The organism is Lacipirellula sp., from assembly GCF_965279485.1.
GTDB lineage: Bacteria > Planctomycetota > Planctomycetia > Pirellulales > Lacipirellulaceae > Lacipirellula.
The window spans coordinates 148,278-169,376 of the sequence record NZ_CBDIIC010000002.1 but is presented as its reverse complement, the minus strand read 5'-3'; the positions used below and the strand labels follow the sequence as shown (position 1 = coordinate 169,376).

12 protein-coding genes are annotated in these 21,099 nt (G+C 64.3%); all 12 read right to left on the bottom strand.

All coding sequences use genetic code 11. The features are described from left to right. Positions 1-35: 35 nt before the first annotated feature. Positions 36-3,281 (bottom strand): DUF1553 domain-containing protein, encoded by a 3,246-nt coding sequence (locus ACQY7R_RS08220; RefSeq protein WP_428305125.1) that lies wholly within the window; start codon positions 3,279-3,281, stop codon positions 36-38. Between the two features lie 217 nt (positions 3,282-3,498). Then, the gene (locus ACQY7R_RS08215) at positions 3,499-5,796 is read right to left on the bottom strand and encodes an ABC transporter permease (protein WP_428305124.1); all 2,298 of its coding nucleotides are present in this window, start codon (positions 5,794-5,796) and stop codon (positions 3,499-3,501) included. Between the two features lie 20 nt (positions 5,797-5,816). Further along, positions 5,817-7,142: an efflux RND transporter periplasmic adaptor subunit gene (locus ACQY7R_RS08210; RefSeq protein WP_428305123.1), complete on the bottom strand. Its 1,326-nt coding sequence runs from the start codon at positions 7,140-7,142 to the stop codon at positions 5,817-5,819. 69 nt (positions 7,143-7,211) lie between these two features. After that, positions 7,212-7,709 (bottom strand): MarR family transcriptional regulator, encoded by a 498-nt coding sequence (locus tag ACQY7R_RS08205; RefSeq protein ID WP_428305122.1) that lies wholly within the window; start codon positions 7,707-7,709, stop codon positions 7,212-7,214. 79 nt (positions 7,710-7,788) lie between these two features. Continuing rightward, complete coding sequence (locus ACQY7R_RS08200; protein ID WP_428305121.1) at positions 7,789-9,408, bottom strand: efflux transporter outer membrane subunit; 1,620 nt, start codon at positions 9,406-9,408, stop codon at positions 7,789-7,791. 400 nt (positions 9,409-9,808) lie between these two features. Beyond that, complete coding sequence (locus tag ACQY7R_RS08195; protein ID WP_428305120.1) at positions 9,809-12,286, bottom strand: glycosyltransferase; 2,478 nt, start codon at positions 12,284-12,286, stop codon at positions 9,809-9,811. 18 nt (positions 12,287-12,304) lie between these two features. Further along, positions 12,305-12,562 carry a hypothetical protein gene (locus ACQY7R_RS08190; protein WP_428305119.1) on the bottom strand — a complete coding sequence of 86 codons (258 nt, stop codon included), beginning with the start codon at positions 12,560-12,562 and terminating at the stop codon, positions 12,305-12,307. Between the two features lie 8 nt (positions 12,563-12,570). Then, on the bottom strand, positions 12,571-13,623 hold the full coding sequence (locus ACQY7R_RS08185; RefSeq protein ID WP_428305118.1) for a hypothetical protein: 1,053 nt from the start codon (positions 13,621-13,623) through the stop codon (positions 12,571-12,573). A 45-nt stretch (positions 13,624-13,668) separates the two neighbouring features. Continuing rightward, the gene (locus tag ACQY7R_RS08180; protein ID WP_428305117.1) at positions 13,669-16,806 is read right to left on the bottom strand and encodes a hypothetical protein; all 3,138 of its coding nucleotides are present in this window, start codon (positions 16,804-16,806) and stop codon (positions 13,669-13,671) included. A 2-nt stretch (positions 16,807-16,808) separates the two neighbouring features. Beyond that, positions 16,809-18,194 (bottom strand): hypothetical protein, encoded by a 1,386-nt coding sequence (locus ACQY7R_RS08175; protein WP_428305116.1) that lies wholly within the window; start codon positions 18,192-18,194, stop codon positions 16,809-16,811. Positions 18,195-18,221: 27 nt separating this feature from the next. Continuing rightward, the gene (locus ACQY7R_RS08170; RefSeq protein ID WP_428305115.1) at positions 18,222-19,367 is read right to left on the bottom strand and encodes an efflux RND transporter periplasmic adaptor subunit; all 1,146 of its coding nucleotides are present in this window, start codon (positions 19,365-19,367) and stop codon (positions 18,222-18,224) included. A gap of 114 nt (positions 19,368-19,481) precedes the next feature. Next, the gene (locus tag ACQY7R_RS08165) at positions 19,482-21,062 is read right to left on the bottom strand and encodes an oligosaccharide flippase family protein (protein WP_428305114.1); all 1,581 of its coding nucleotides are present in this window, start codon (positions 21,060-21,062) and stop codon (positions 19,482-19,484) included. Positions 21,063-21,099 lie beyond the last annotated feature (37 nt).

Below are 21,099 nucleotides of genomic sequence, written 5' to 3'. Positions count from 1 at the left end.
TGGGCAGTAGGCAGTTCAATGTCCGACCTCTGGCCTTACCTCTCATAAATCGTTGCATCGAGATTGAGGATCGCTTGGCACGTGACCGTGAGCGCGGCGAGTTCCGCGGGGGGCGTCGCGGCGTCGGGTTTTGTTTCGCCGAGCGCAGTAAGTTGCGCGGCGGAGTCGCCGTTGGCGTCGGCGTTGAAGCTGGCGAGTTGTTCTTGGTAGAGATCCGTCAGGAGCGCGAGCTCAGCGGCAGTGGGCGGACGGCCGGCCAGTCGCATGAACGCGGCGGCGATGCGGTCACGCGGGCCGGCGTGTTGCTTGGCGACTGCCGAGGCGAGCGCTCGGGCGGCTTCGACGAACTGGACGTCGTTCAGCAACACTAGTGCCTGCAGTGGCGTATTCGTGCGGCCGCGGCTGATCGTGCAGACCTCGCGCGACGTCGCATCGAAGACGAGCATGTTCGGCAGCGGGGCCGTTCGCTTCCAGACCGAGTAGAGCGAGCGGCGGCGGAGGCCTTCGCCCGTCGATTGCGTATACGCGGGCGACATGCCGTTCGATTCGCGCCACAAGTCGCCGCCGGGTTGGTAAGGGTAGACCGGCGGGCCGCCTGGTTTGTCGACGAGCAGTTCGCCCGCGGCGAGCGCGAGGTCGCGGATCTGTTCAGCCGAGAGACGGCGGCTGGGGCCTCGCGCGAGCAGCAGGTTGTCTGGATCGCGCTCGCGCAACTCGGGCGTCGTCCGCGAATCTTGCTGATAGGCGGCCGAGCTGACGATCTGGCGGCAGAGGCGTTTCACGTCCCAACCGTGGGCGACGAAATCGCGGGCGAGCCAGTCGAGCAGCTCGGGGTGCGTTGGCGCGGTTCCCTGTCTGCCGAAGTTGTCGGGCGTCGTCGAGAGGCCGTGGCCAAAGAAGTTTGCCCAGAGGCGATTGACGAAGACCCGCGCGGTGAGCGGATGGTCGGGCGCCGTGAGCCAACGGGCGAGGCCGAGACGATTGCGCGGCGCGTCGGCCGGAAACGGCGGCAGCATTTCGGCGAAGACGTCGCGGGTGACGCGGGTCTCGTCGGTTTTGGGGGCGTCGTAGGCGCCGCGCGGCAGAATGTAGGCGGGACGCGGCTCGGGGAGTTCGTCCATCACGCTGACTTCGTGGATCGCTTCTTGCACGGCGACATACTCGCGGCGAGCCTCGCGAAGTTTCTCGGCGGCGGCGCGGGCGGGGGCGTCGTGGGCGGAGAAGTAGTAGTCGCGCTGGTCGGCTTCGTCTTTAGCTAAGTCGTCGCTTGCGGCAGTTGCCGACGAGGTATCGTCCTCAGTTGCGTCATCGTGCAGCAGCGCGATTTCGTACGGCGTCAACGCGCGAGCGTAGATTCGCAGTTCGTCGAATTCGCCATCCTTGAAACCGCGGTCGCGGAAGCGTTCGCCGAGGGTGAACGCGCCGCTGCCGTAGGTGGAGACGGCGACGCTCTTCTGAATTCGGTCGCGAAGGATAGTCGTTTGCAGTTCGCGGCCGTTGAGGTAGAGCCGCAGGCCGGCGGCGCGGCTCGAACCATCGTACGTGACGGTGACATGTTCCCAGTCGGCGGCGGCGACCGGTTCGGCGGCGCGGACGCCGATTGCGTTGCCGGGCCACACGCGGTAGAGACGGGCTTCGAGAATGCCGTCGGCCAGCATCAAATCAAAACCGTTGTAACCGACGTCGGTGCCGAAGGTTCGCTGGGCGACGACGACGGGCAGTGGATTGCGGGCCACGTCGCGGAGCCAGAGGTTGAGCGTGAAGGGATCGGGGCGATCGATTTTTAGGAGGTCGGGGAACGTGACGCCGTGGTCGCCGTCGCAGCGGATGGCTTGGCCGGCGCGGCCGGGGACTTGGGGGAGGCCGTTGGCGTTCTTAGCAGCGTTGTCACCGTCGAAAGTGAAGTGGGCAACGAGGTCGGGTATGGTTCCTCTCCCTTGAAGGGAGAGGTCAGGTGAGGGATTTGTTGCGCTGTTTGTTGCGCTGCCTCCAACGGGACTTGCGGCGTCGGGAATCCCTCCCCTTGCCCCTCCCTTCGAGGGAGGGGGATTAGTAGCACGCCAAGCGGCGAATCGGTCGCTGCCTCCTGTCTTAACATCAACAAAATGCTGCTCAGCATTCTTGACCGCAGCGATCGCCTTCGCCAACTCTCGCTCCTGCTCCGCCGTCGGCAGCAGCAACGTCGGCGATGGCACCTTCGACGAGTGGTCGTACATCCCGTTCTCGTCGATCGAATTGAAGAACGCCGAGATGGAGTAGTAGTCGCGGGCGAGGATGGGGTCGTACTTGTGGTCGTGGCAGCGGGAGCACTCAAGCGTGAGGCCGAGCATCGCGGAGCCGAAGGTGTGGACGCGGTCGGCGGCGTTTTCGACGAGCCATTCCTCGGCAATCGAACCCCCTTCGTTCGTCATACGATGCATGCGGTTGAACGCCGTGGCGAGAATTTGATCGCGCGTCGGATTCTCGAGCAGATCGCCGGCGAGTTGCCAGGTGAGAAACTGGTCGTACGGTAGGTTGTCGTTGAAGGCCCGCACGACCCAGTCGCGGTAGGGCCATTGCGTGTTGAGTTGATCGGACTGATAGCCGAACGAATCGGCGTAACGGGCGGCGTCGAGCCAGGCGACGGCTTGGTGTTCGCCGAAGGCGGGGCTGGCGAGGAGGCGTTCGACGGCGGCGTCGAGCGCGGCGTCAAGACCGCCGGCAGCGACGGCGGCTTCGAACGCCGAGACGTCGGCAGGCTTCGGCGGCAGGCCGGTGAGGTCGAGCGACAACCGTCGGAGCAGGCGGAGTGGATTAGCGCGCTCGGCGGGGGCAAGTTGTTCGGCTTCGAGCCGCGCGAGCACGAAGCGGTCGATTTCGTTGCGCGGCCAATCGGCGCCCGCCACTTCGGGAAGCGGAACCTTCGCCGGCAGCGGGCGGAAGGCCCAGTGCTCCGTGTACTCGGCGCCGGCGGCGATCCAGTCGCGAAGCAGCTGCTTCTCCGCGGCGGTGAGGGCGAGATTCGATTCGAACGGCGGCATGCGGAGCGATTCGTCGTCGCTCGTGATGCGGGCGATCAGTTCGCTGCCGTCGGGATCGCCTGCGACGACGACCGACTCGATGGCGCCGGCGCGGGTGTCGAGCCGCAACTCGGCTTCACGCCATTCGCCGTCGGGGCCGTGGCAGAAGAAACATTTGTCGGAGAGGATCGGGCGGATGTCGCGATCAAAGTCGGGCGTCGCGCCGGATGCTGCACCGCCGGTTAGTAACACGGCGACCGCGATCAGGCAAGTTCGGAGCAAACGCCGACATCGCGGCATGCAATGAGAGCTGCTCGACGTTGAACCGTGAGTGGGCATCGGCGCCTGCGAGAGAGGAGTGGCGGTACCCTCTTATTCTCCGCCGAAAGCGAGGGAGGATGCAAGTTCGTTGCGACGTATTCCCTATGCAGAATAGGACGTTCGCGCTCGGTGGGCATTGCAATTTCGGAACCTGCCGCTGCAGAACTCACACGGCGAGCTATTCGTAGCGGAGCGCTTCGATTGGATCGAGCCGCGAGGCCTTCCACGCGGGGTAGAAGCCAAACGCGACGCCGATGGTGGCAGAGACGAGGAAGGCGCCGATGATCGCAGGGAGCGAGGCCTCGACGGGCCAGCGCATCGCGAGCCAGACGGCGTACGACGCCGTGCGGCCAAGGAGGATGCCGATGGCGCCGCCGAAGACGCACAGGACGATCGCTTCGATGAGGAACTGGCGGAGGATGTGGTGCGAGCGGGCGCCGACCGCCATGCGGAGGCCGATTTCGCGGGTCCGCTCGGTGACCGAGACGAGCATGATGTTCATGATGCCGACGCCGCCAACGACGAGCGAGATGAGGGCGACGATCATCAGCAGGCCCCCCATCATCTCGGACATCGATCCCATCGCTTTGACCATTTCGCTCATGTCGCGCAGGTTGAAGTCGTCGGTGCCGCCGGGGCGGATGCGATGGCGTTGACGGAGGATGCTGGTGATTTCGTCCATTGCCGTGGGAATCTCCGCGGCGGTGCGGGCCTTCACCGAAATTTGGTCGATGTTGGTGAAGCGGACGGGCTGCGGCGTGTTGGCGAGCTGCGTGGCCGATTGGACCGGATAGAGTTCGGTTGAGCCGGGGTAGAGTTCGTTGAGCGAGTTGACTTCGGTGGAAGAGGACGAAGTCGCGGCGGTTTCGGCAGCGGCGGAGTTGTCGGCAACGCGGTATTTGATGGTCGTCCAGGGGGCGAGGATCGTGTCGTCCTGATCCATGCCCATCATGTTCGAACCCTTACGGCCGAGGACGCCGACGATACGGAGCGAGACGTTCTTCACGCGGATGTCTTCGCCGATCGGCGACTGACCATCGAAGAGCTCCTTCACCAGCGTCGTGCCGATGACGCAGACCTTGTTCGCGTTGCGGACGTCGCGATCGGAGAACATTTCTCCTTCTTGCATTTGCTCCCAATCGCGGATTTGGAGGTAGTTCGGCGTTGTGCCGTAGACGCTCATCGGGATCCAGTTACGGTTGCCATATACGACTTGGCCCTGAATCTGCACGACGGGCGCGGCGGCGGCGATTGCCGTCGCGTCGCGGCCAATCTCTTCGGCGTCGCCGGGGGTGAGCGTGAGGAGCGTGCCGGAGCCGAAGCTGATGCCGCCACTGGCGGCGGCGCCGGAGCGGACCATGATGTTGTTGGCGCCCATCGTCGACATCGTGGCCATGAGCGACGTGCGCGAGCCTTGGCTAATTTCGACCATCGCGATGACGGCGCCGACGCCGATGATGACGCCGAGCGCCGTGAGCGCGGAGCGCATTTTATTGCGTCGGAGAGCGGTGAACGCGGTCCGCAGCGGGCCGGGGACGAGCGAGGTTAGGCCGAGATGAATCTTCGAGACGGCGGGAGCGGCGGCTGCGGGTTTTGGGGCTACCGCGGCGGCGACTGTTTTGGGTCGCACCGCCACGGCCGTGCCGCCGGCGGATGCTTGGATGAGTTCGCTCTCGGGTTCTTCGATGGCGGCGATGGCCGCGGCTGGTTGTAACCGTTCCGCTGCGGGAACGCCGGCGTCGATTCGTTCACGCGCGGGGCGTTGCTGTTTCGTGACGTCGATTGTGCGGCCGCCGTGATCGTCTTCGACAATGAGGCCGTCGACGACGCGGATGACGCGATCGGCGTACGCGGCGACTTTGGGGTCGTGCGTGACGAGCATCACCGTGAGGCCGGCGGCGTTGAGCTGCTGGAACATCTCCAGGATCTCGACGCTCGTTTGCGAATCGAGATTGCCAGTCGGTTCGTCGGCGAGTAGCAAGGCGGGTTGATTGATCAGCGAGCGGGCGATCGCGACACGCTGTTGCTGGCCGCCCGACATTTGGCTGGGGATGTGGTCGAGCCGGCTGCCGAGGCCGACGCGTTCGAGGAGCGAGTGAGAGCGTTCGAGGGCTTCGCGAATCGGGGGCGCCGTCGTCGAATAGTCGAGCGGCATTAGCACGTTGTTCACCGCCGTGGTGCGCGGCAGCAAATTGAAACTTTGGAAGACGAAGCCAAGTTTCGCGGTGCGGACGAGCGCGCGGTCGTTCGCGGAGAGCGAGCTGATTTCCTGTCCGTCGAGCCAGTACTTGCCCGAGGTGGGACGATCGAGGCAGCCGAGCACGTTCATCAGCGTGCTTTTGCCGGAGCCAGAGGCGCCCATCAGCGCGACGAGCTCGCCGCGTTCGACGGTAAACGAAATCCCCTTGAGCACGGGGACGTCGATTTCGCCGAGGTGGTAGGTCTTCGTGATGTTTTCGAGCCGCAGGAGCGACATGCAAAATCTCCGGCTCGGCGTTAGCTGCGCGGTCTGGAACGAGGCATCTTCGGAGCGAACGGGTTGTTCACTTGCTCGGCGGCGCCGGCTTGCTGTTCGCCGAGGACGACTTCCATGCCGGGTTTCAGTTCGTCGCTGATGACTTCGGTGCGCGAGCGATCGCTCGCGCCGATGGCGACTTCAATCGGCGCGATCCCCTGCCCTTGCCGGATCCAGACCGTTTCGCGATTGTCGGCTTTCGCTGACTTGGGCGCTTGAGCCGACGCGGCGGCGTCAGCGGGAAAGTTCGCGACCAATTCGGGACGCGGCGTGTAGCGGAGTGCGGCGTTCGGAACGGTGAGCACGCCTTCGCGGCGGTTTACCTCGAACGTGACGTTGGCGGTGAGGTATGGGAGCAGCTTCAGATCGGAGTTGTCGGTGGTGATGACGACCGTGTAGACGACGACGTTTTGCGTCATCTTCGCGTTGAGCCGGACCTGCGTCACTTCGCCGCGGAAGACTTCGTCAGGCAAGGCGTCCACGGTGAAGCTGACGGGGGTCCCTTCTTTCAGGCCGCCGATGTCGGCTTCGTTGACCGACGCCCACACTTGCATGCGGCGAAGGTCCTGCGCGATGAGAAACAAGCTGGGGGCGTTGAAGCTGGCGACGACCGTTTGCCCGATGTTGACGCGGCGGTCGAGGATGGTGCCGTCGACCGGCGACTTGATCACCGTGTAGCCGAGGTTCGTCTCGGCAAGTTCCAGTGCGGAGGCTTGTTGGGCGATCGCCGCCTCGCCGACGTCAATGTTCGCCTTGGCGACTTCGTAGTTCGATTTGGCGAGCACGAAGTCGGCGTCGGAGATGCCGCGGATCTGAATTCCTTCGTCCTTGCCGGTCGCCGAAATGCTTTTTACCGACAGATTGCGCAGCCGCTGGGCCCGCTGCCATTCGGCGTCGGTCTGGACGAGCCGCGCCTTCAACTGCACGAGGTCTGCGATCGCGCGAGCGTGGGCGGCCTTCGCTTGGTTGCGTTGAGCGCGGTAGACCGCGTCGTCGATGACGGCGAGGATCGTCCCTTCCTTCACCTCGGAGCGGTAGTCGACTGGCTTGCCAGCGAACTTTGGGTCGGTTTCGCCGCGAGGATCGAGGCCGAAATGTTTGATACGTCCCACGACCTGCGCGCCGACGTCGATCACTTCCTCGGGTTCGAGCGTGCCGGTTGCCTCGACCGTCAGTACGAGATCGCCTTGCTCGACGGCGCCGGTGCGGAAGGCAATGGGCACGCCGGCCGACTGGTAGTTGCCGTAGAGCTTGACGCCGACGGCGGTGAGCACCAGCAGGAGCGTGATGGAGAAGATGGTTTTCATGGGTGATTCCAATCGCTTCGATTTCGATCGCGGCGAATCTGGTGGTCGGCAGGAGCTACGTCGAGTCGCTTATTCGGCGATCGTGGCGCAAGCTTGCTGAAACAGCCGGAGGCCGGCGAGCAACTGCTTGCGAGCGGGAACGTCGAGCGTCGTGAAGGCGGCGGCGAGGCGTTCGTGCCGGACCTTTTCGCGGGTTTGCAACGCTCGGCGGCCGCGCGGGGTAAGGACTAAACACCGGACGCGCCGATCGGGCTCGCTCGCTTGCCGAGCGACCATGCCGGCCGCTTCGAGGCGGTCGGCGATTTGCGTCATCGCGCTGAGCGAAACGCCGAGTTTGCGGCTGAGCTGCGACATGGAGAGCGGGCCGGCGTAGAGCGTCGTGCAGACGTGCAGTTGTCGCAGCGGCAGGTCGCTGGTGCGATCCTCGACATAGAGCAGGTCGCGGACGACCGACATCAGGAGGGCGTCGGCCTCGCTGACCTCGGGGGAACTGGCGGCGCCGCGAGGCTTGGCGGCGGGGACGCGTCGGGCCGGCAAGCGCGGAGCGACGACAGTGGAGTGTTTCATGCCCCTATATTATTCATGGGCATGAACTATTGCCAGACGAGGGCGATGCTGGCAGACCCCGATTGCGGGCAAACGCGGCCTATTCGACCGTCGGCGGCAATGGCAGCGGCGCGTCGGTTGCAGGGGCGGCGCCGTCGACCGCGGCTTCAGCCTCTGCGTTGGCGTCCGCTTCGACTTCGGCGACATCCTCGTCGGCGGCAGCCGGGCCGGCGTCGGCAGCGGGCGGCAGCGGTTCGGGCGAGAGGATGCCTTGCTTATCCGGAACCGGGGCGAGGCGAATCTGCCAGCCGCCGCCAAGGGCGCGGTAGACGTCGACCAGGCTGAGGGCGATCTGGCCGCGCGATTGGGCCCAGAGGTCGAGCTGCTGAATGAGCGTCTTTTGGATGACGGCGTAGCGATTGAAATCGACGAGGCCCGCTTCGTACTGGGCGATCACCACGTCCAGTGCGAGCGTCGAGTCTTGCACGCTGAACTGCAAATTGCTCGCGCGACCTTGCGAGTTGAGGAACGACACGATTCCGTTTTCAACTTCCAAGTCGGCGCCGAGCACCGTGTTCTGGTACGCCGCGACGAGGGCCTGGAACTGCGCCTCCTGGAAGCGGACGTTGTTGCGGATACGGCCGTAGTTGAGGATGTTCCACTGAAACACCGGGCCGACGCTGCTGTTGAGCGACGAGCTTTTGAACAGGTCGGAGAGATTCGCGGCTTGCCAGCCGAGCGTGCCGGTGAGCGACAGGGCCGGGTAGAAGTCGGCGGCGGCGATGCCGATGAGTTCGGCCTGGGCGGCGGCGGTCCGTTCAGCACGCCGCACGTCGGGGCGACGACGGAGCAAGTCGGCCGGGATGCCGACGACGAGGTAGTCGGGCGTAACGGGGATGTTCGTGTCGGGGTTGCGATCAAGCAGACGCGAGAGGTCTTCGACCGGCATGCCCATTAGCACGCAGAGGTTGTTTTGCGCTTGGCGCTGCTGGGTTTGGAGTTCAAAAATTTGCGCGCGGCTTTGGCGAAGATCGCTGCTCGCTTGGGCGCGATCGAGATCGTTGATGGCGCCTTCTTGCAGTTTCCGGGTGATGAACGTGAGGACGTCTTCTTGCACCCGGACGACGCGGCTGAGCAGGCGGATCCGTTCTTGCGAGGTGCGGTAGTTGACGTAATTCGTCGCGACGTCGCCGAGTAGCGTCACGAGCACCGCGTCGTAATCTTCGATCGTCGCATCGAGCGTTGCCTCGGCGGAAAGCACCGCGCGGCGGAAGCGGCCCCAGAAGTCGAGTTCCCAGGCGAGGCTGAAGCCGGAACTCCATTGGTCGAAGAAGTTGTCGTTGACGCCAAAGCGGCGGTAGCCCCCTTCGGCCGCTTGGAATTGCGGAAACATGTTGCCGACGGCGAAGCCGAACTGGGCTCGCGCGGCGAGAATGCGGAAGCCGGCCTCGCGGAGCGTGAGGTTCTGGTTGTTCGCGTTCTGGATGAGCTCGTTGAGCGTCGGATCGTTGAAGATGGTCCACCAACCGGCGAGATCGTCCTGCTCGCTGCGGACGCGGCGGTCGTCGGCGTCGATCCACTGCGGTGCAATCGCGGCGGCGGGGCGGGCGTAGTTCGGGCCGACTTTGAAGCCGTTTTGGATGTACTCGCGCGGGCGAGTGCAGCCGACGCCGAGCGAAAGGAGCAGCGCGACGACGGTGGCGTGGCGGACTGGGAGCATCGTCGGGCTGACCTGTGGCGGGCGAAATTCCGGCGGAGCGCGGAGTCGTCGAAGCGGGGACGCGGAAGCGTCGAAGCCACGGCGACTCGTTGCGTAACGGAATATTCGTCACGACTGCTACAGGGGCGCCAGTGCGGGCGGTACGGCCGGCAAAGTCGCTGCAATCGACACGGCGGGTGCTAGCGTTGCGAGGGGCGCGGAGAAGTGCTAACGGTGAGGTCCTCTCCCCTTGAGGGGGAGGGTTAGGGCGGGGTGATTGGAGCGGGTACCAGCGTTCTTCCCCCCTCCCCAGCCCGGTGCTGCGCACGGACTACCGCCTGCGCTCGATCGTCGCTGGCGATCGTGCTCGTTGCTCCCTCAAGGGGGAGGGAGCCAGAAGACCAGAAGAGTAGAAGGCCCGCTAAGAAGTTGGAGTTGCGACTGAGGTCTCGATGCGGCGCAGCGAGTTGACTGCAACAGGGGCGATTGCCGTCGATGCCGCGACGCCGAGGGCTTGGCCGAAGTTAGCGACGGGATCGCAGGCGGCGAACCATTCTTGGAAGACTTGCAGCGAGCCGGCCTTAAGCGCGTCGATGCGTTCGGGCTCGGTCGCTTTGAGGAGCGCCTGCTTGAGGGCGCCGAGATTCTCCGTCGGGAACAGCTCGCCATTGATATCGCTACGGACGAGTTCCGGCGCGGCACCGACTACGTCGGAGGCAACGATCGCGAGGCCGGCGGCGGCGGCTTCGACGACGACGACGCCCCACGGTTCGTGACCGCTGGGGAGCAGCATCAAGTCGCTGCAGGCGTAGAGCGCCGCGAGGTCTTGCATGTCGTTGACGAAGCCGGTCCAGATGATGCGCGCACGGAGGCGGTCGGGAACCAGTTGCTCGACCTCGGCGCGGAGCGGGCCGTCGCCGACCATAATCATGTCCCAATCGGGGCGGAGGGCGGCAACCGCCAGGAACGCGCGGACGGCGAGGTCGGGGCGTTTGGCGTTCATCATCCGCGCGGAGAAAATAATGCGGCGGCGTTCGGCGGGCAGATTGAACCGCTCTCGTACCGCTGCAATTCGTTCAGCGGATGGGTGTTGGAATAGCGGCACATCGGGGATGAACGGCCACATGTGCGACGGCTTCGACTCGCCGCCGTAGCGGTGCAGCAGCGCGAGGCCATGTTCGCCGCACGGCATCAGGCCGGTCGACCAATTGACCGCGCGGCTATAAACGGCGCGTTTCAGCAGGCGCTTGAGCGGGCGGTGGTTATCGCTGCAGATGTTGAAGTCGCCGGTGAGGAAGCACTCGACGTTGTTCCGCTTGCACCAGCGGATGATTCGTAGACGGCCCATGTCGCCGCAGCCTTGGATCAGCACCGTGTCGATGCGGTGTTCCTTGAGCCAGCGGATGATGCGGCCCCCTTTGCGCCATTCGCGGAACGAGAACCGCATCATCGGTTGCTCGTTGGTCGGTTCGCCGCGGCCGAACTCGACGGCGCGGATCGATTCGGGAGGCATCAGGCCGCCCCAACGGCGGTAGGCGTTGCTGTGGGTGGTGACGGTCCAGAGCTCGACCTGCGGGTAGGCGGCGACGATCTTTTCGTGGAGTTGGACTCGGTACGGCGGGAGCGAGTTGGCGATCACCGCGACGCGACGTTCGACGGTTTGCTTCGGGGCGGCGGCGAGGGCGAGCTTGCGAATCCGCTGCTGATCGGCGGGATCGCTCGACGCCTTCTTTTGCATGCGGGTCCCTTCGTCGAACCCGTACTGCTTGAGCGAATACCGGCGGACGCCTTCTTCGTCGACGTCGACGCGGAGCCGCTGCCACGGGTGCCAGCCCCACGGTTCTTCTTTAATGCGGTACTCCAGGACGCGGATCGCTTCGGCGATGGCGTTGAACGCCGTCTCGTCGCTACCGTCGGCGCACTTCACATGGTTGTAGAAGAGGCCTTCGCGGGCGTTGCCGTTGAGTTCTTTGTCGCAGATCAGCAGCACGTCGGACTTGGTGCCGGCGGCGAGTTTGGCCCAACCGCTGGGGACGCGGAACGTGCCGTCGAAAAAGGGGACGTCGACGAAGTCGCCCGCGGCGCCGCCGTCGGCGGTGACGGCCACGACGCCGCGTTGCCGCAGCAGGCGGTAAAGCTGAATGATCGCTTCGATGTCGTCGATGTAAAAGACGTTGGCGCCGGCGCGACGGTCGGCTTCCATCGCCTTTTTGAGGGCGAGCTGGACGATCGGCGACGTGGCGCTTTCGACGCAGCGCGAGGTGCGGTAGCGGAGCTGGACGAGATTCTCTCCGGGGAAGAACTTGGCGAGGCCGGCGGCGAACGTTTGGAAGAAATTGAAGTGGAAGCCGACGATCACGAGGCCGCGTTCGCGCTCGGCGCCGGGGAGTGCGGCGGCGCTTTCGGGGCTGCATTGCCACTGCATGTCGGCGTCGCGGCCGTCGCCGGCGTGAAGGCTGAAGACGCGGACGCGGGCGAAGCATTCATGCTTCAGCAGCAAGTGGCGGCGGAGGATTTGCGAGACGGAAACATTGACGCTGAAGAAGGGATGCATCCGCGCGATCGCTTCGCGGGCCGAACGCTGGGCGCCGACGAAGGTGAGTAGCCAGTGGATGTTGGCGGCGCAGCGAACCCAAAGCATGCCCCAGCGCGGCCCGAGCGCGCGGAGCATCACGTGATGCGGGACGTAGAGCATCCAGAGCGCGGCGCTGAGGCCGACCGTTTGCAGCGCTTCGCGAGTGGCGGCGGCGCTCTTCCGCCAGCGAGCGACGAAGCCCCCCTCGCTAGGCGCAGTAGCGGCGACGCCTTCGCTCAGCGTCGGGTGTGTTTCTACGTTCGCGTTCACTGCAATGGCCTTCGCGCTTGAGTCGTCGTCTGCGGATTCTTGGTCGTTGTTCATGCGCGGGGCGGCTAGCCCTTACGCTTGCGGTTCGAGAACGCGGTTCAGTTCGTCGGCCAACTCGCCGAACGTCATGTTCGCCATCGCGGGGCCGAGCTGCGAGGCGTCGATCTTCGGGCCAAGCTCGTCTTCGAGGTAGAACAAGAAGTTGATGACGTCGATGCTCTCCTGGAAGAGGTCGACGGCCTTCGTGTTCGCGAATTCTTCGATCGTCCCCGGGGCTTCCGCGGCGGTGAAGTTCGCTTTCATCGTTGCCAGGATGGCGTCTCGATCCACGGGGACTCCTAGCGCACGCGGCGCACTCTGCCGTAAATGACGTTGAAACCGGCGCCCATGGTGAGCAAGTTGACGGCAGAGCCAACTTCCGCGGCGGCGGCTAGTTCTTTCAACACGAACAGGATGCTGACGCTGCTCATGTTGGAGTTTTCACGATAGTGGGCGACCGAGGGCTGGATGGAATCCTTCGGCATTTTGAGTTCCCGCGACAGCCGCATCAACAACGCGATGCCGGCGGGATGGATCGCCCAGCGAGGTTCGTCGCGCCAGCCCGATTCGGCCTGCAGCAGCGCCTCGGCGACGGTTTGCTTGACGTCTTTTTCAAACGTCGCGTGATCGCGAAGGCGGAAGCCGAAGTAGTCGCCGTAGCCCCAGCGGATGAGGTCGAGGCCGGTGTCGGCGAACTGCTGGTATTGGAACTCTTCGAGCGAAAGCGCGGTGCTACCGACTTCGACGTTGTCGGAAACCCACAGCGCCGCGGCGCCGTCGCCGAACGTGCAGTTGCCTTGCCAGGTGTCGAGGTCCGTGGTGTGGACGTTGATGAGCGTCGTCGGCAGCTCGACTGCGGCGATCAAAATGTGGCGGAACTCGGGGCCGAGCGAGCGGGCCAGGTTGAGTGCCTTCGAGCTGCCGGTACAGCCGACGTTGGCGAGGTCGACCATCATGCTGTCGCGGCGAACCGTCGGGCCGAGGCGTTCGGTCAAGCGGTAGCTGAGGCCTGGCATGACGTTGCCGGTGGAGGTGGTGGTGATCAGGGCGTCGAACTGGACGCCGGCGGCCACGGCGGCGGGGCGAATTTGCGCGGCAAGCTGCTCGAGCGCCGCATCGGCGCCTCGTTCGTAGGCTTCGGCGTGGGAGCGGAAGTCGCTGAGGGCGAGCGGATCGGCGACGACGCTGCGGCGGCTGCGCTCGCCGACGAGTTGGAACTTTACAAACGCCCGCACCTCTTCCTGCGACTCGGCGGGAAGCGCGTCGATCGCGCGGTTGTAGGCCTGGGCGACGCGTTCGTTCGTCCAGACTTCGCCAACCGGGGCGGTGAAGATTTCGTTGATAAATCGCATGGTCGTCTCGGCCGCGCGGGGCGCGGAACGGGTGCAGGGCAGCCGTTAGTGGAGGAAGTACTCAGCAGCCATTTGCCCCGATTCGTCTTCTTGCACTTGAATCGGAGCCGGGCGGTGGTTCTTGTCGCGAACCATGAGCGCTGTCGCAAAATCTTCGCTCACGACGTCCATGTGGTGGCGGAGGTATTCGGAGACCTCGCCGTCGTTCAGTTTTCCTTGGGCCATTCGCATGGTGCAGTACCAGATGCGGTCATTCTCGGCGAACAGTTTTTTTACCTGGTCGATATTGTGGAGCATGATGGCGCCGCTGCGGCGATCGCGGGGCGACTCGGTGCTGTCGCCGATCGTGGCTTGGATGATCAAGCGGCTTTGTAGCCAGTAATCGACGGTGCGCGTTTCTTCGCCCTGCTTCACCTTGTCGAACACGAAGTTGAAATTCGTCGTGTGCGGAAAGATGGAAATGACGACGTCGCCTTCTTGGAGATGGTCGTGCAGATACTTCGTCGGCTCGTCCCAGTCGGGGATGCGGAGCTGTTTGACGTCGAAGGCGGCGCTGGCGTAGCGGGTCATTTCCGCGGTGCGGACGGTCCAGCCGCTGCAGAGCGCGACGGCGATCGCGACCGAGAGGAACGCGACGGCCTGGGCGTACCAGCGGTAGGCCTCGGGGAGCTTGGTCGAGCGAAGGTACTTCAGCAGCGCCTCGGCGCCGGCGACGACCACGGCGGCGGCGATCAGCATCAGGATGCCGATGAGGTGGCAGGCATAGCGATTCGTGCGAACGGGGAGGAACGCCGACATCATTTCGGCGTTGACCACGAGGCAAAAGAGCGAGAATCGCAGCGGGGCTCGCCAGCGGTGGTTGATCGTGAGAATGAACCCGATCGCGAGCGCGATCATCGGTAGGAATGCGTCGCGGGTCCAGGCGGAGTTGATCAGGAAGTAATCGTGTTGAAAGAACGGATAGCGCCACATCGCTTTGATGGTGAGCGAGCTGATCCCTTCGCCATACCAAAGCCGCTGCGTCTGCTGCATGATGCGGTGGGCGTTTTGCGCGATCACCGAGGTGACGAGCACCGTCGACGCGATGTAAAGATGCGGCGACGCGAGCAGCGGGTAGAGGTGACGGCGGCGATGGAAGAAGACGGCGAGCGCCAGGCCGAAGCCGAACATGCCGGTTCCTTCCCAGCTGAAATACATCGCGATGAAGCTGATGGTGGCGGCCCACATCATCGGCACGTTCGGTTTGCCTGTGCCGCGGATTGCTTCGTAGGTGCAGTACATCGTCAGCAAGCTGAAGAACTGCACTTGCGACAGGTAACGACCGAAGTCGGCGAAGCCAATCATGTGGGGCGAGAGCGCGAACAGCACCGCCGCGACGGCGCCGACGTACCCGTCGAACCACTTCCAGCCCATGTAGCCGATGATCAGCAGCGTGAGCATCGACCAAATGACGGCCGGCACGCGGATCACGAGCAGCGGATCGTCGAAAACAAGTTCGGCGATGGCGTTGAAGAAGTAGCAGAGCTCGTTCGTCGCGGCATAACCGAAAGGAATGTCGGGATGGACCTGACCGCCGGGGAAGCCTTGCGTGAAGACGGTTTCGGTGAAGGCGTAGACGGTGACTTCGTCGTGGTGGATCGGTTCGGCGGTGAGATCGCGGAGGCGGAGCCAGAGGGCGAGGACGCCGAACGCGGTCCAGCCGATGATCGAGGCAGTCCACATCGCTCGCGAGCTGAACGTGCGGCGGAGCGCCGGGCGATCGGCAAGCGATTTGACGGAAATAAGGGCGAGCAGCAGCAACCACTGCGCGGCGACACCGATCCAGATTGAGTAGAGCCACACGGGTCGATAAACGTCGTGCCCGGCCCAGCGAAAATCCCAGGTCATCAGCGCGCCGCTGCAAGCGGCAAGGGAACCGACAAGCAGCGGGAGGAACGGCAGCGCAACGGGAAGCGGTTCCGCAGCGGCGATGTATTTTTTCATTGCGGCGAACACGCCCAAGCTGCCGAGGGCGCCGAGGAGGCCGCTGCCAAGAATCCAGGCGGCGTGGATGGCGCCGCGCTCGATCCAAAAGGCACGGGTGGGGTCGAGGATGCCGAGTTCGCGGACCAGCGACCGGGGCGGGATGCCTTGGTAGCCGATCTCGGGTTTGCATTGCTGCCACTCGGCGGCGGCGAAGTCTGGTTCGAGCCAATCGCTGGGGTAGCCGGCAGCGCTGCTCCAACTGTCGTCGGTGGCGAGGTAGGTGCGCTGCAGGTCGGCGGTTGTTGTCTCAAGATCGGCGAGCAGGCGAGGCTTCTCGCCGGGAGTTTCGGCCATCACCGAGATGACGTTGCGGCCGCGACGCAGCAGCGGGCTGACGTCGAATGTAAGTTCGCGGGCATGCTTCGATTGTTCGGTGCCGAGGCCGAGCTGATCGCGCGACAGGAGATTGCCGTTGAGCGCGATCCGCTGCGAGCCGTTGGTGAGGATGCGGAGCCAGCCGTCGCGGGGCGTGCCGGTAACGTCGAACTCGGCGGCGAACGCGGCGGCGCCTTCGGTGGAACTGGCGGGCGAAATCCACTTCGCTTCGCGCGGGTGGGTGATCGAGCGATGGGGGAAGTCGACCTGGCAGCGCCACTCAGCGCGTTCGCCGGCAGTTGGTTCGATCCAATGCTTATCTTCGAACTCAGTCTCGAACCAATAGGGGCCGTTGCGTTCGTAGATGCCGGCGGCTTTCCAGTCGTGGAAGTCGCCGAGGTCGCGGACGACGCCGTCGGCGAAACGGCATTCGCCTTCGATCGAAACGCTCGGCGGCCGATCGAGCACGAGCTGCGCGACGTGGATCGCGATGCTGTTCTCCCCCGCGTGCATTAGCGGGGTGACGTCCATCACGATGCCGGTGTTGCGACCGAAGCCGACTGGCTTCGAGTAGCCGGCGCGGCGACCGTTGACCCAAACCTCGATCACGTCATGGCCGATGAGCTTGATCCAAGCTTGCTCGGGTGCCTCGGTAAGCCGCCAGGTACGGCGGAGGTAGAGGTGCTTTTTGGGTTCGTCGTCGGTCTGTAGCGTAAGCGGTTGGACGTCGCCGGAGACCATATACTCCGGCGTGGGCGACGGGTTGAACGTACGGAAGCCGAAGTCGCCGACGGCGATCGCGAATCCAACCAACAGGAGTACCGCAAGGGGGCGCGAGCTCATCATTACATGCCGAGGCGGCCCTCTTGAGCATGTAGGTTGACGTACTTCGGCAAGTGGAAGATATCCATCGCCATGCTGTAGAGACGGCGGGCGCTGGTGAAGTCGCCGCTTTCGAAATAGGCGTCGCCGAGGGCGCAAGCGAAGTCGCTGCCGACGAAGCAGTCGCCGACGTCGCGGAGCTCTTCGAGGTAGCGAGTTTCGATTTCTGGAGCGCGTTCCGGAGCGGAGCCAAGCACCGTCACGGCGTACGCGACCCAGTAGCTCGGCTTCCAGGGGGCAATTTCGGCGGCTTCGCGCCACGCTTTTTCGGCGGCGCCGCGCTTGCCGTGGGCGCTGAAGCCGGTGGCGGTGTGGCCCATGATTTCCGCGAGCAGCGCGCGGGGAGCGGCGGCGCTATCGGCGTCGACGAAGGGGGCGAGCTCGTTGCGGGCGCGATCGACGTCGGCAGATTCCAGATACTCCGAGGAGACGAAGTAGGCGGCGTAAGGGCTGTGAACGAGCTGGCGATAGTCGAGCCGGCCGCGAGATTCCCAGTAACGCTTGGTGAAGCCAAGGGGGGGCATCGACTGGCGGGCGAGTTCGAGCGCGTCGGCGGCGGCGACAAAGTCGTTTCGCTCTTCAAGCAGTTCCGCCTGGGTCCAGTGATATTCGGCAACCCACCGCGGCCAAGTGGCGGCGAATGCGAACAAAGCGCCTACGCCGACCCAAACGCCAGCGTAGGCGAAACGACGCTGCCAGTTGGTGCGGTTGGTCGCAACAGCGCCCATGATGGCGGCGCCGATGAGCCAGGGACCGTACATCCAGTAGTTGAGCGGCACGAGCAGCGGGTGCGTCGGTGCGAGCAGATCGATCTTGCCGGTTTGCCCGCCGAAGGCCTGCATGCGATCGGGAGCGCGGACGGTCATCAGGTCGGTGTGCTCCATCCGGTAGACGGTGCGAAGCATGCTGCGGCCGCGGATTTCGCTTTCGAAGAACTCGTAGAGGCCGGGGTGGTTCCAGAGCGTCACGGCGAGGGCCGGGATGCTCACGGCGATCAGTAGCCCGAACAGATGCGGCATCCAGCGCGGGCGAATGAATGCCACCGGAATCGCGACGAGCACGATGGCGAGCATCGGAATCGCGATGCTGTCGACGCGCCACTCACGCGGGGCCTTGGCGACGTATTCAGGCAGGAATCGCGAACTGGCCGAGTTGTTCCACGGGATGTGGGGGCCGCGGAAGTCGCGACTGACCGACGACCGCAGCCAAGGGCCGGTGATCAGAATCAAGCAAGTGACAAGCACCGTAAACGTCAGACCGCGATTCGACAGCGCAGCGCCAGCGCACCAGCTAAACAGCCGGGCGTACAGGCTCCAACAGGCGATGAAGAATCGTTTGACGTAGTTCATGCGGCGAGACGGGGGGGCAGCGACGACTTAGAAACCGGACATACTGGCTTGGGCGACGTTGCCTTCGCCGCGGCGGGTCCAACCGCGCCAATCGGCGTTCACGAGGTCGTCTTCTTGCAGCGAGTCGTGCCCGTAAATGACGACCTCGTCGCCGATTTCGAGGCCTTCGAGGATTTCGACTTCGCCCGTGCCGATCGTTTCGCCGGTGCGGACTTCGCGAATCTTGGCCTTGTCTCCTTCGAGGATGAAGACCATCGCCTTCTTTTGCTTCTTGATGAGGGCGACGGCGGGGATCGACGTGGCGCCCGGCTTCACCGACTTCACGCGGGCGAAGCCCGAGATGCCGGCCTTGATGCGATTGCCGGGGTTGGGGATCTCAAGCATGATCGGCAGCACGCGAGTCTTCGTGGAGACGATCGGCGCGATGCGGATCACCTTCGCTTCAAAGGTTTCTTGCGAGAAGGCGTCGAGTTCAACTTCCGCGGTTTGGCCGACTTGGAGCGAATCGAGGCGTTCCATCGGGAAGTCCATCTGGACGTAAATGGGGTCGAGATCGTGAACGACGGCGACTATGGTGCCGTCGCCGACGCGCATCTGCGGGACGACGTTGACTTCTTGGATCACGCCGTCGATCGGGGTGATCATCTTGCAAAGCTCGAGGTCGCGCTTCGACATGGCGAGTTCGAGCTGAGCCGTTTCGTAACCGACTTCGGCTTCGGCGACTTCGAGCTCGGTGATCGCCTGACGCTTGTTGAGGCCCTTGTAGGCTTCAAGCGTTTTGGTCGTTTGGCGGACGGCGGCTTCGCGTTGCCGGACGGTGTGCTCGAACAGCCCGGGGAGGAACGTCACGAGGACGTCGCCCTTCTTCACCTCGCCGCCTGCTTCGCAATTGACGTCGAGGACTTCGCGGTCGATCACCGACGAGGAGCGGAGCGGGATGGTCACGGTCGCCGATTGGGCCGGGAACGTCACGGCGGTGCCGCCGATCGTTTCATCGAAGTCGCGGGCCGCCACTTTGATGGTGCGGACGGGGATCGGCTTGCCGCGGTGACGGGCGGCGTCGGGATCCCAATCGGCCATCGCGTCGCGGGCACGCAACTGCCACAGGCCGATGAGAACGACGGCGCAGCCGAGCAACAGCAATCCACTGGTCCAACGGATGAATGTCTTCATGAGGGAGATACTCCAGAATCCTTTACTCCCGCGTCCGGGAGGGTCTAAATGTCGGTGTCTTTCGAATGTGCTCGATCGAGATTTTTATTCGTTTGTCTGTCGTTGTACGAAGCGTTAATTCGGAATCGCGTCGGCTGTCTCGGCGACTGCTACAACGGCGGCAGGTTCGAGGCTGGCGACGATGGCTGGTTTGCGGAGCGAGCGCCAGATGCGCTGCAGATCGGACCAGGGAACGATGCCGCTGAAGAGCGCCACGATCGCGTAGACGACGCCGCCGGCAACGCCGGCGATGATCACGCTTAGCAGCGAGGCATCGTGATTAGCGTAGGGCCACATGATGAGCGTCATCGCGATGGCAGCGGGGGCTGGACGGAGGAAGTCGAGCCAGTTGGGCGATTTGACGCCGAGGCGGTGGAGGGCCAGCGCTCCGCCGATGCCGAGGGCGATCTCGCCGAGGATGTTGCCAATGCACGCGCCGTAGAGGCCCCATAGCGGAATGAGCGCCGCTTCGAGACCTAGCTTCACGGCGAGCGTCCAGCAGATGAGCCGCCAGTAGGCCTTTTCGCTGTCGAGCGCGGTGAGGACGAAACGGAGCTGGGCGTTGATGAAGATCAGGCCGGTAGACCAGATGAGAATCTGGAGCGGGCGGGCCGCATCGATGAAGTCTTCGCCAGCGGTCGCGAGGATGATCGGCTGGGCGGCCATGCTCAGGCCGATGCTGATCGGCAGCGAGGCGGTCCACAGAATCTTCGTCGTTTTCACGAACAGGCGATTCACGGCGGCGAGGTCGACCTGGGCCGCGCGGCTGAGCATCGGGAACGTCACCGAGACGATGATCTTCGGCAGCAGCTGCAACGGCTGCAGAGGCCGGGCGGCGATGCTGAACATGCCGACGATCGCCTGCGGCTTGTACGCGGCGAGGAGCAGCGTGTCCATTTGCATGAGGAACTGCCGAATAACGTCGCCGGCGCCGAGCGGGATCGATTCAGTCCACCAACGTTTGATGATTTCACGGTTCAAGCGGAAGCCGGCGCAGTCCCATTTGGTGAGCAGCGTCCACCAGATGATGATCGCGGCGATGACGTTGCTCGCGGCGTAGGCGATGAAGGCGGCGAGCGCGCCGCCGGTCGACGGGTGGACCCACAGCCAGACGAACACGCAAAAACTGCACGTCTGCACGACGCGGGCGAAGTTTTCGTATTCGAAGCGTTCGAGCCCGCGAAGGGCGCTGGCGGCGAAGTCGAGAGCATGCCGCGACCACATCGCTGAGGCAGCGACGATCACTACCGCGAACGACACGCGGTCGGTGAAGAACGACATCCAGGGGACGGCGACTAGCATGAACAACGTCGTCGAGACGCAGCAAACGACGCAGAGGACGCCGAGCGACTCGGGGATGATCGTCTTCAGCCGCTGTGGATTGCGGGCGACGTGGCGAGTGAGGACCGTGGTCGTGCCCGCGTCGGCGATCCAGTGAATCACCGCGGAGATCGAGAAGATCGTGAAGAACGTGCCAATGGGCTGGGCGCCCAACCGTTGCGCCATGACGAACAGCGCAAGCATGTTCGAGGGAACGATGAGGATCGTTCCCACGGCGTTGAACGCGCTGTTGCGCACGATGCGGCCGAGGCCCGATTCGTGCGCAGGCGCGACGGTCGGTGAATCAGACGCGATTGGTGGAACGGAACGGCTCACGTGGCACTCTCAGCGAAGAAACTAAACGTCGAACAGC

Coding starts and splice junctions, on each gene's coding strand:
- ACQY7R_RS08200 (WP_428305121.1), bottom strand. CDS start 9,408: ATGCTCCCAGTCCGCCACGCCACCGTCGTCGCGCTGCTCCTTTCGCTC.
- ACQY7R_RS08195 (WP_428305120.1), bottom strand. CDS start 12,286: ATGAACAACGACCAAGAATCCGCAGACGACGACTCAAGCGCGAAGGCC.
- ACQY7R_RS08185 (WP_428305118.1), bottom strand. CDS start 13,623: ATGCGATTTATCAACGAAATCTTCACCGCCCCGGTTGGCGAAGTCTGG.
- ACQY7R_RS08175 (WP_428305116.1), bottom strand. CDS start 18,194: ATGAACTACGTCAAACGATTCTTCATCGCCTGTTGGAGCCTGTACGCC.
- ACQY7R_RS08205 (WP_428305122.1), bottom strand. CDS start 7,709: ATGAAACACTCCACTGTCGTCGCTCCGCGCTTGCCGGCCCGACGCGTC.
- ACQY7R_RS08180 (WP_428305117.1), bottom strand. CDS start 16,806: ATGAGCTCGCGCCCCCTTGCGGTACTCCTGTTGGTTGGATTCGCGATC.
- ACQY7R_RS08210 (WP_428305123.1), bottom strand. CDS start 7,142: ATGAAAACCATCTTCTCCATCACGCTCCTGCTGGTGCTCACCGCCGTC.
- ACQY7R_RS08170 (WP_428305115.1), bottom strand. CDS start 19,367: ATGAAGACATTCATCCGTTGGACCAGTGGATTGCTGTTGCTCGGCTGC.
- ACQY7R_RS08215 (WP_428305124.1), bottom strand. CDS start 5,796: ATGTCGCTCCTGCGGCTCGAAAACATCACGAAGACCTACCACCTCGGC.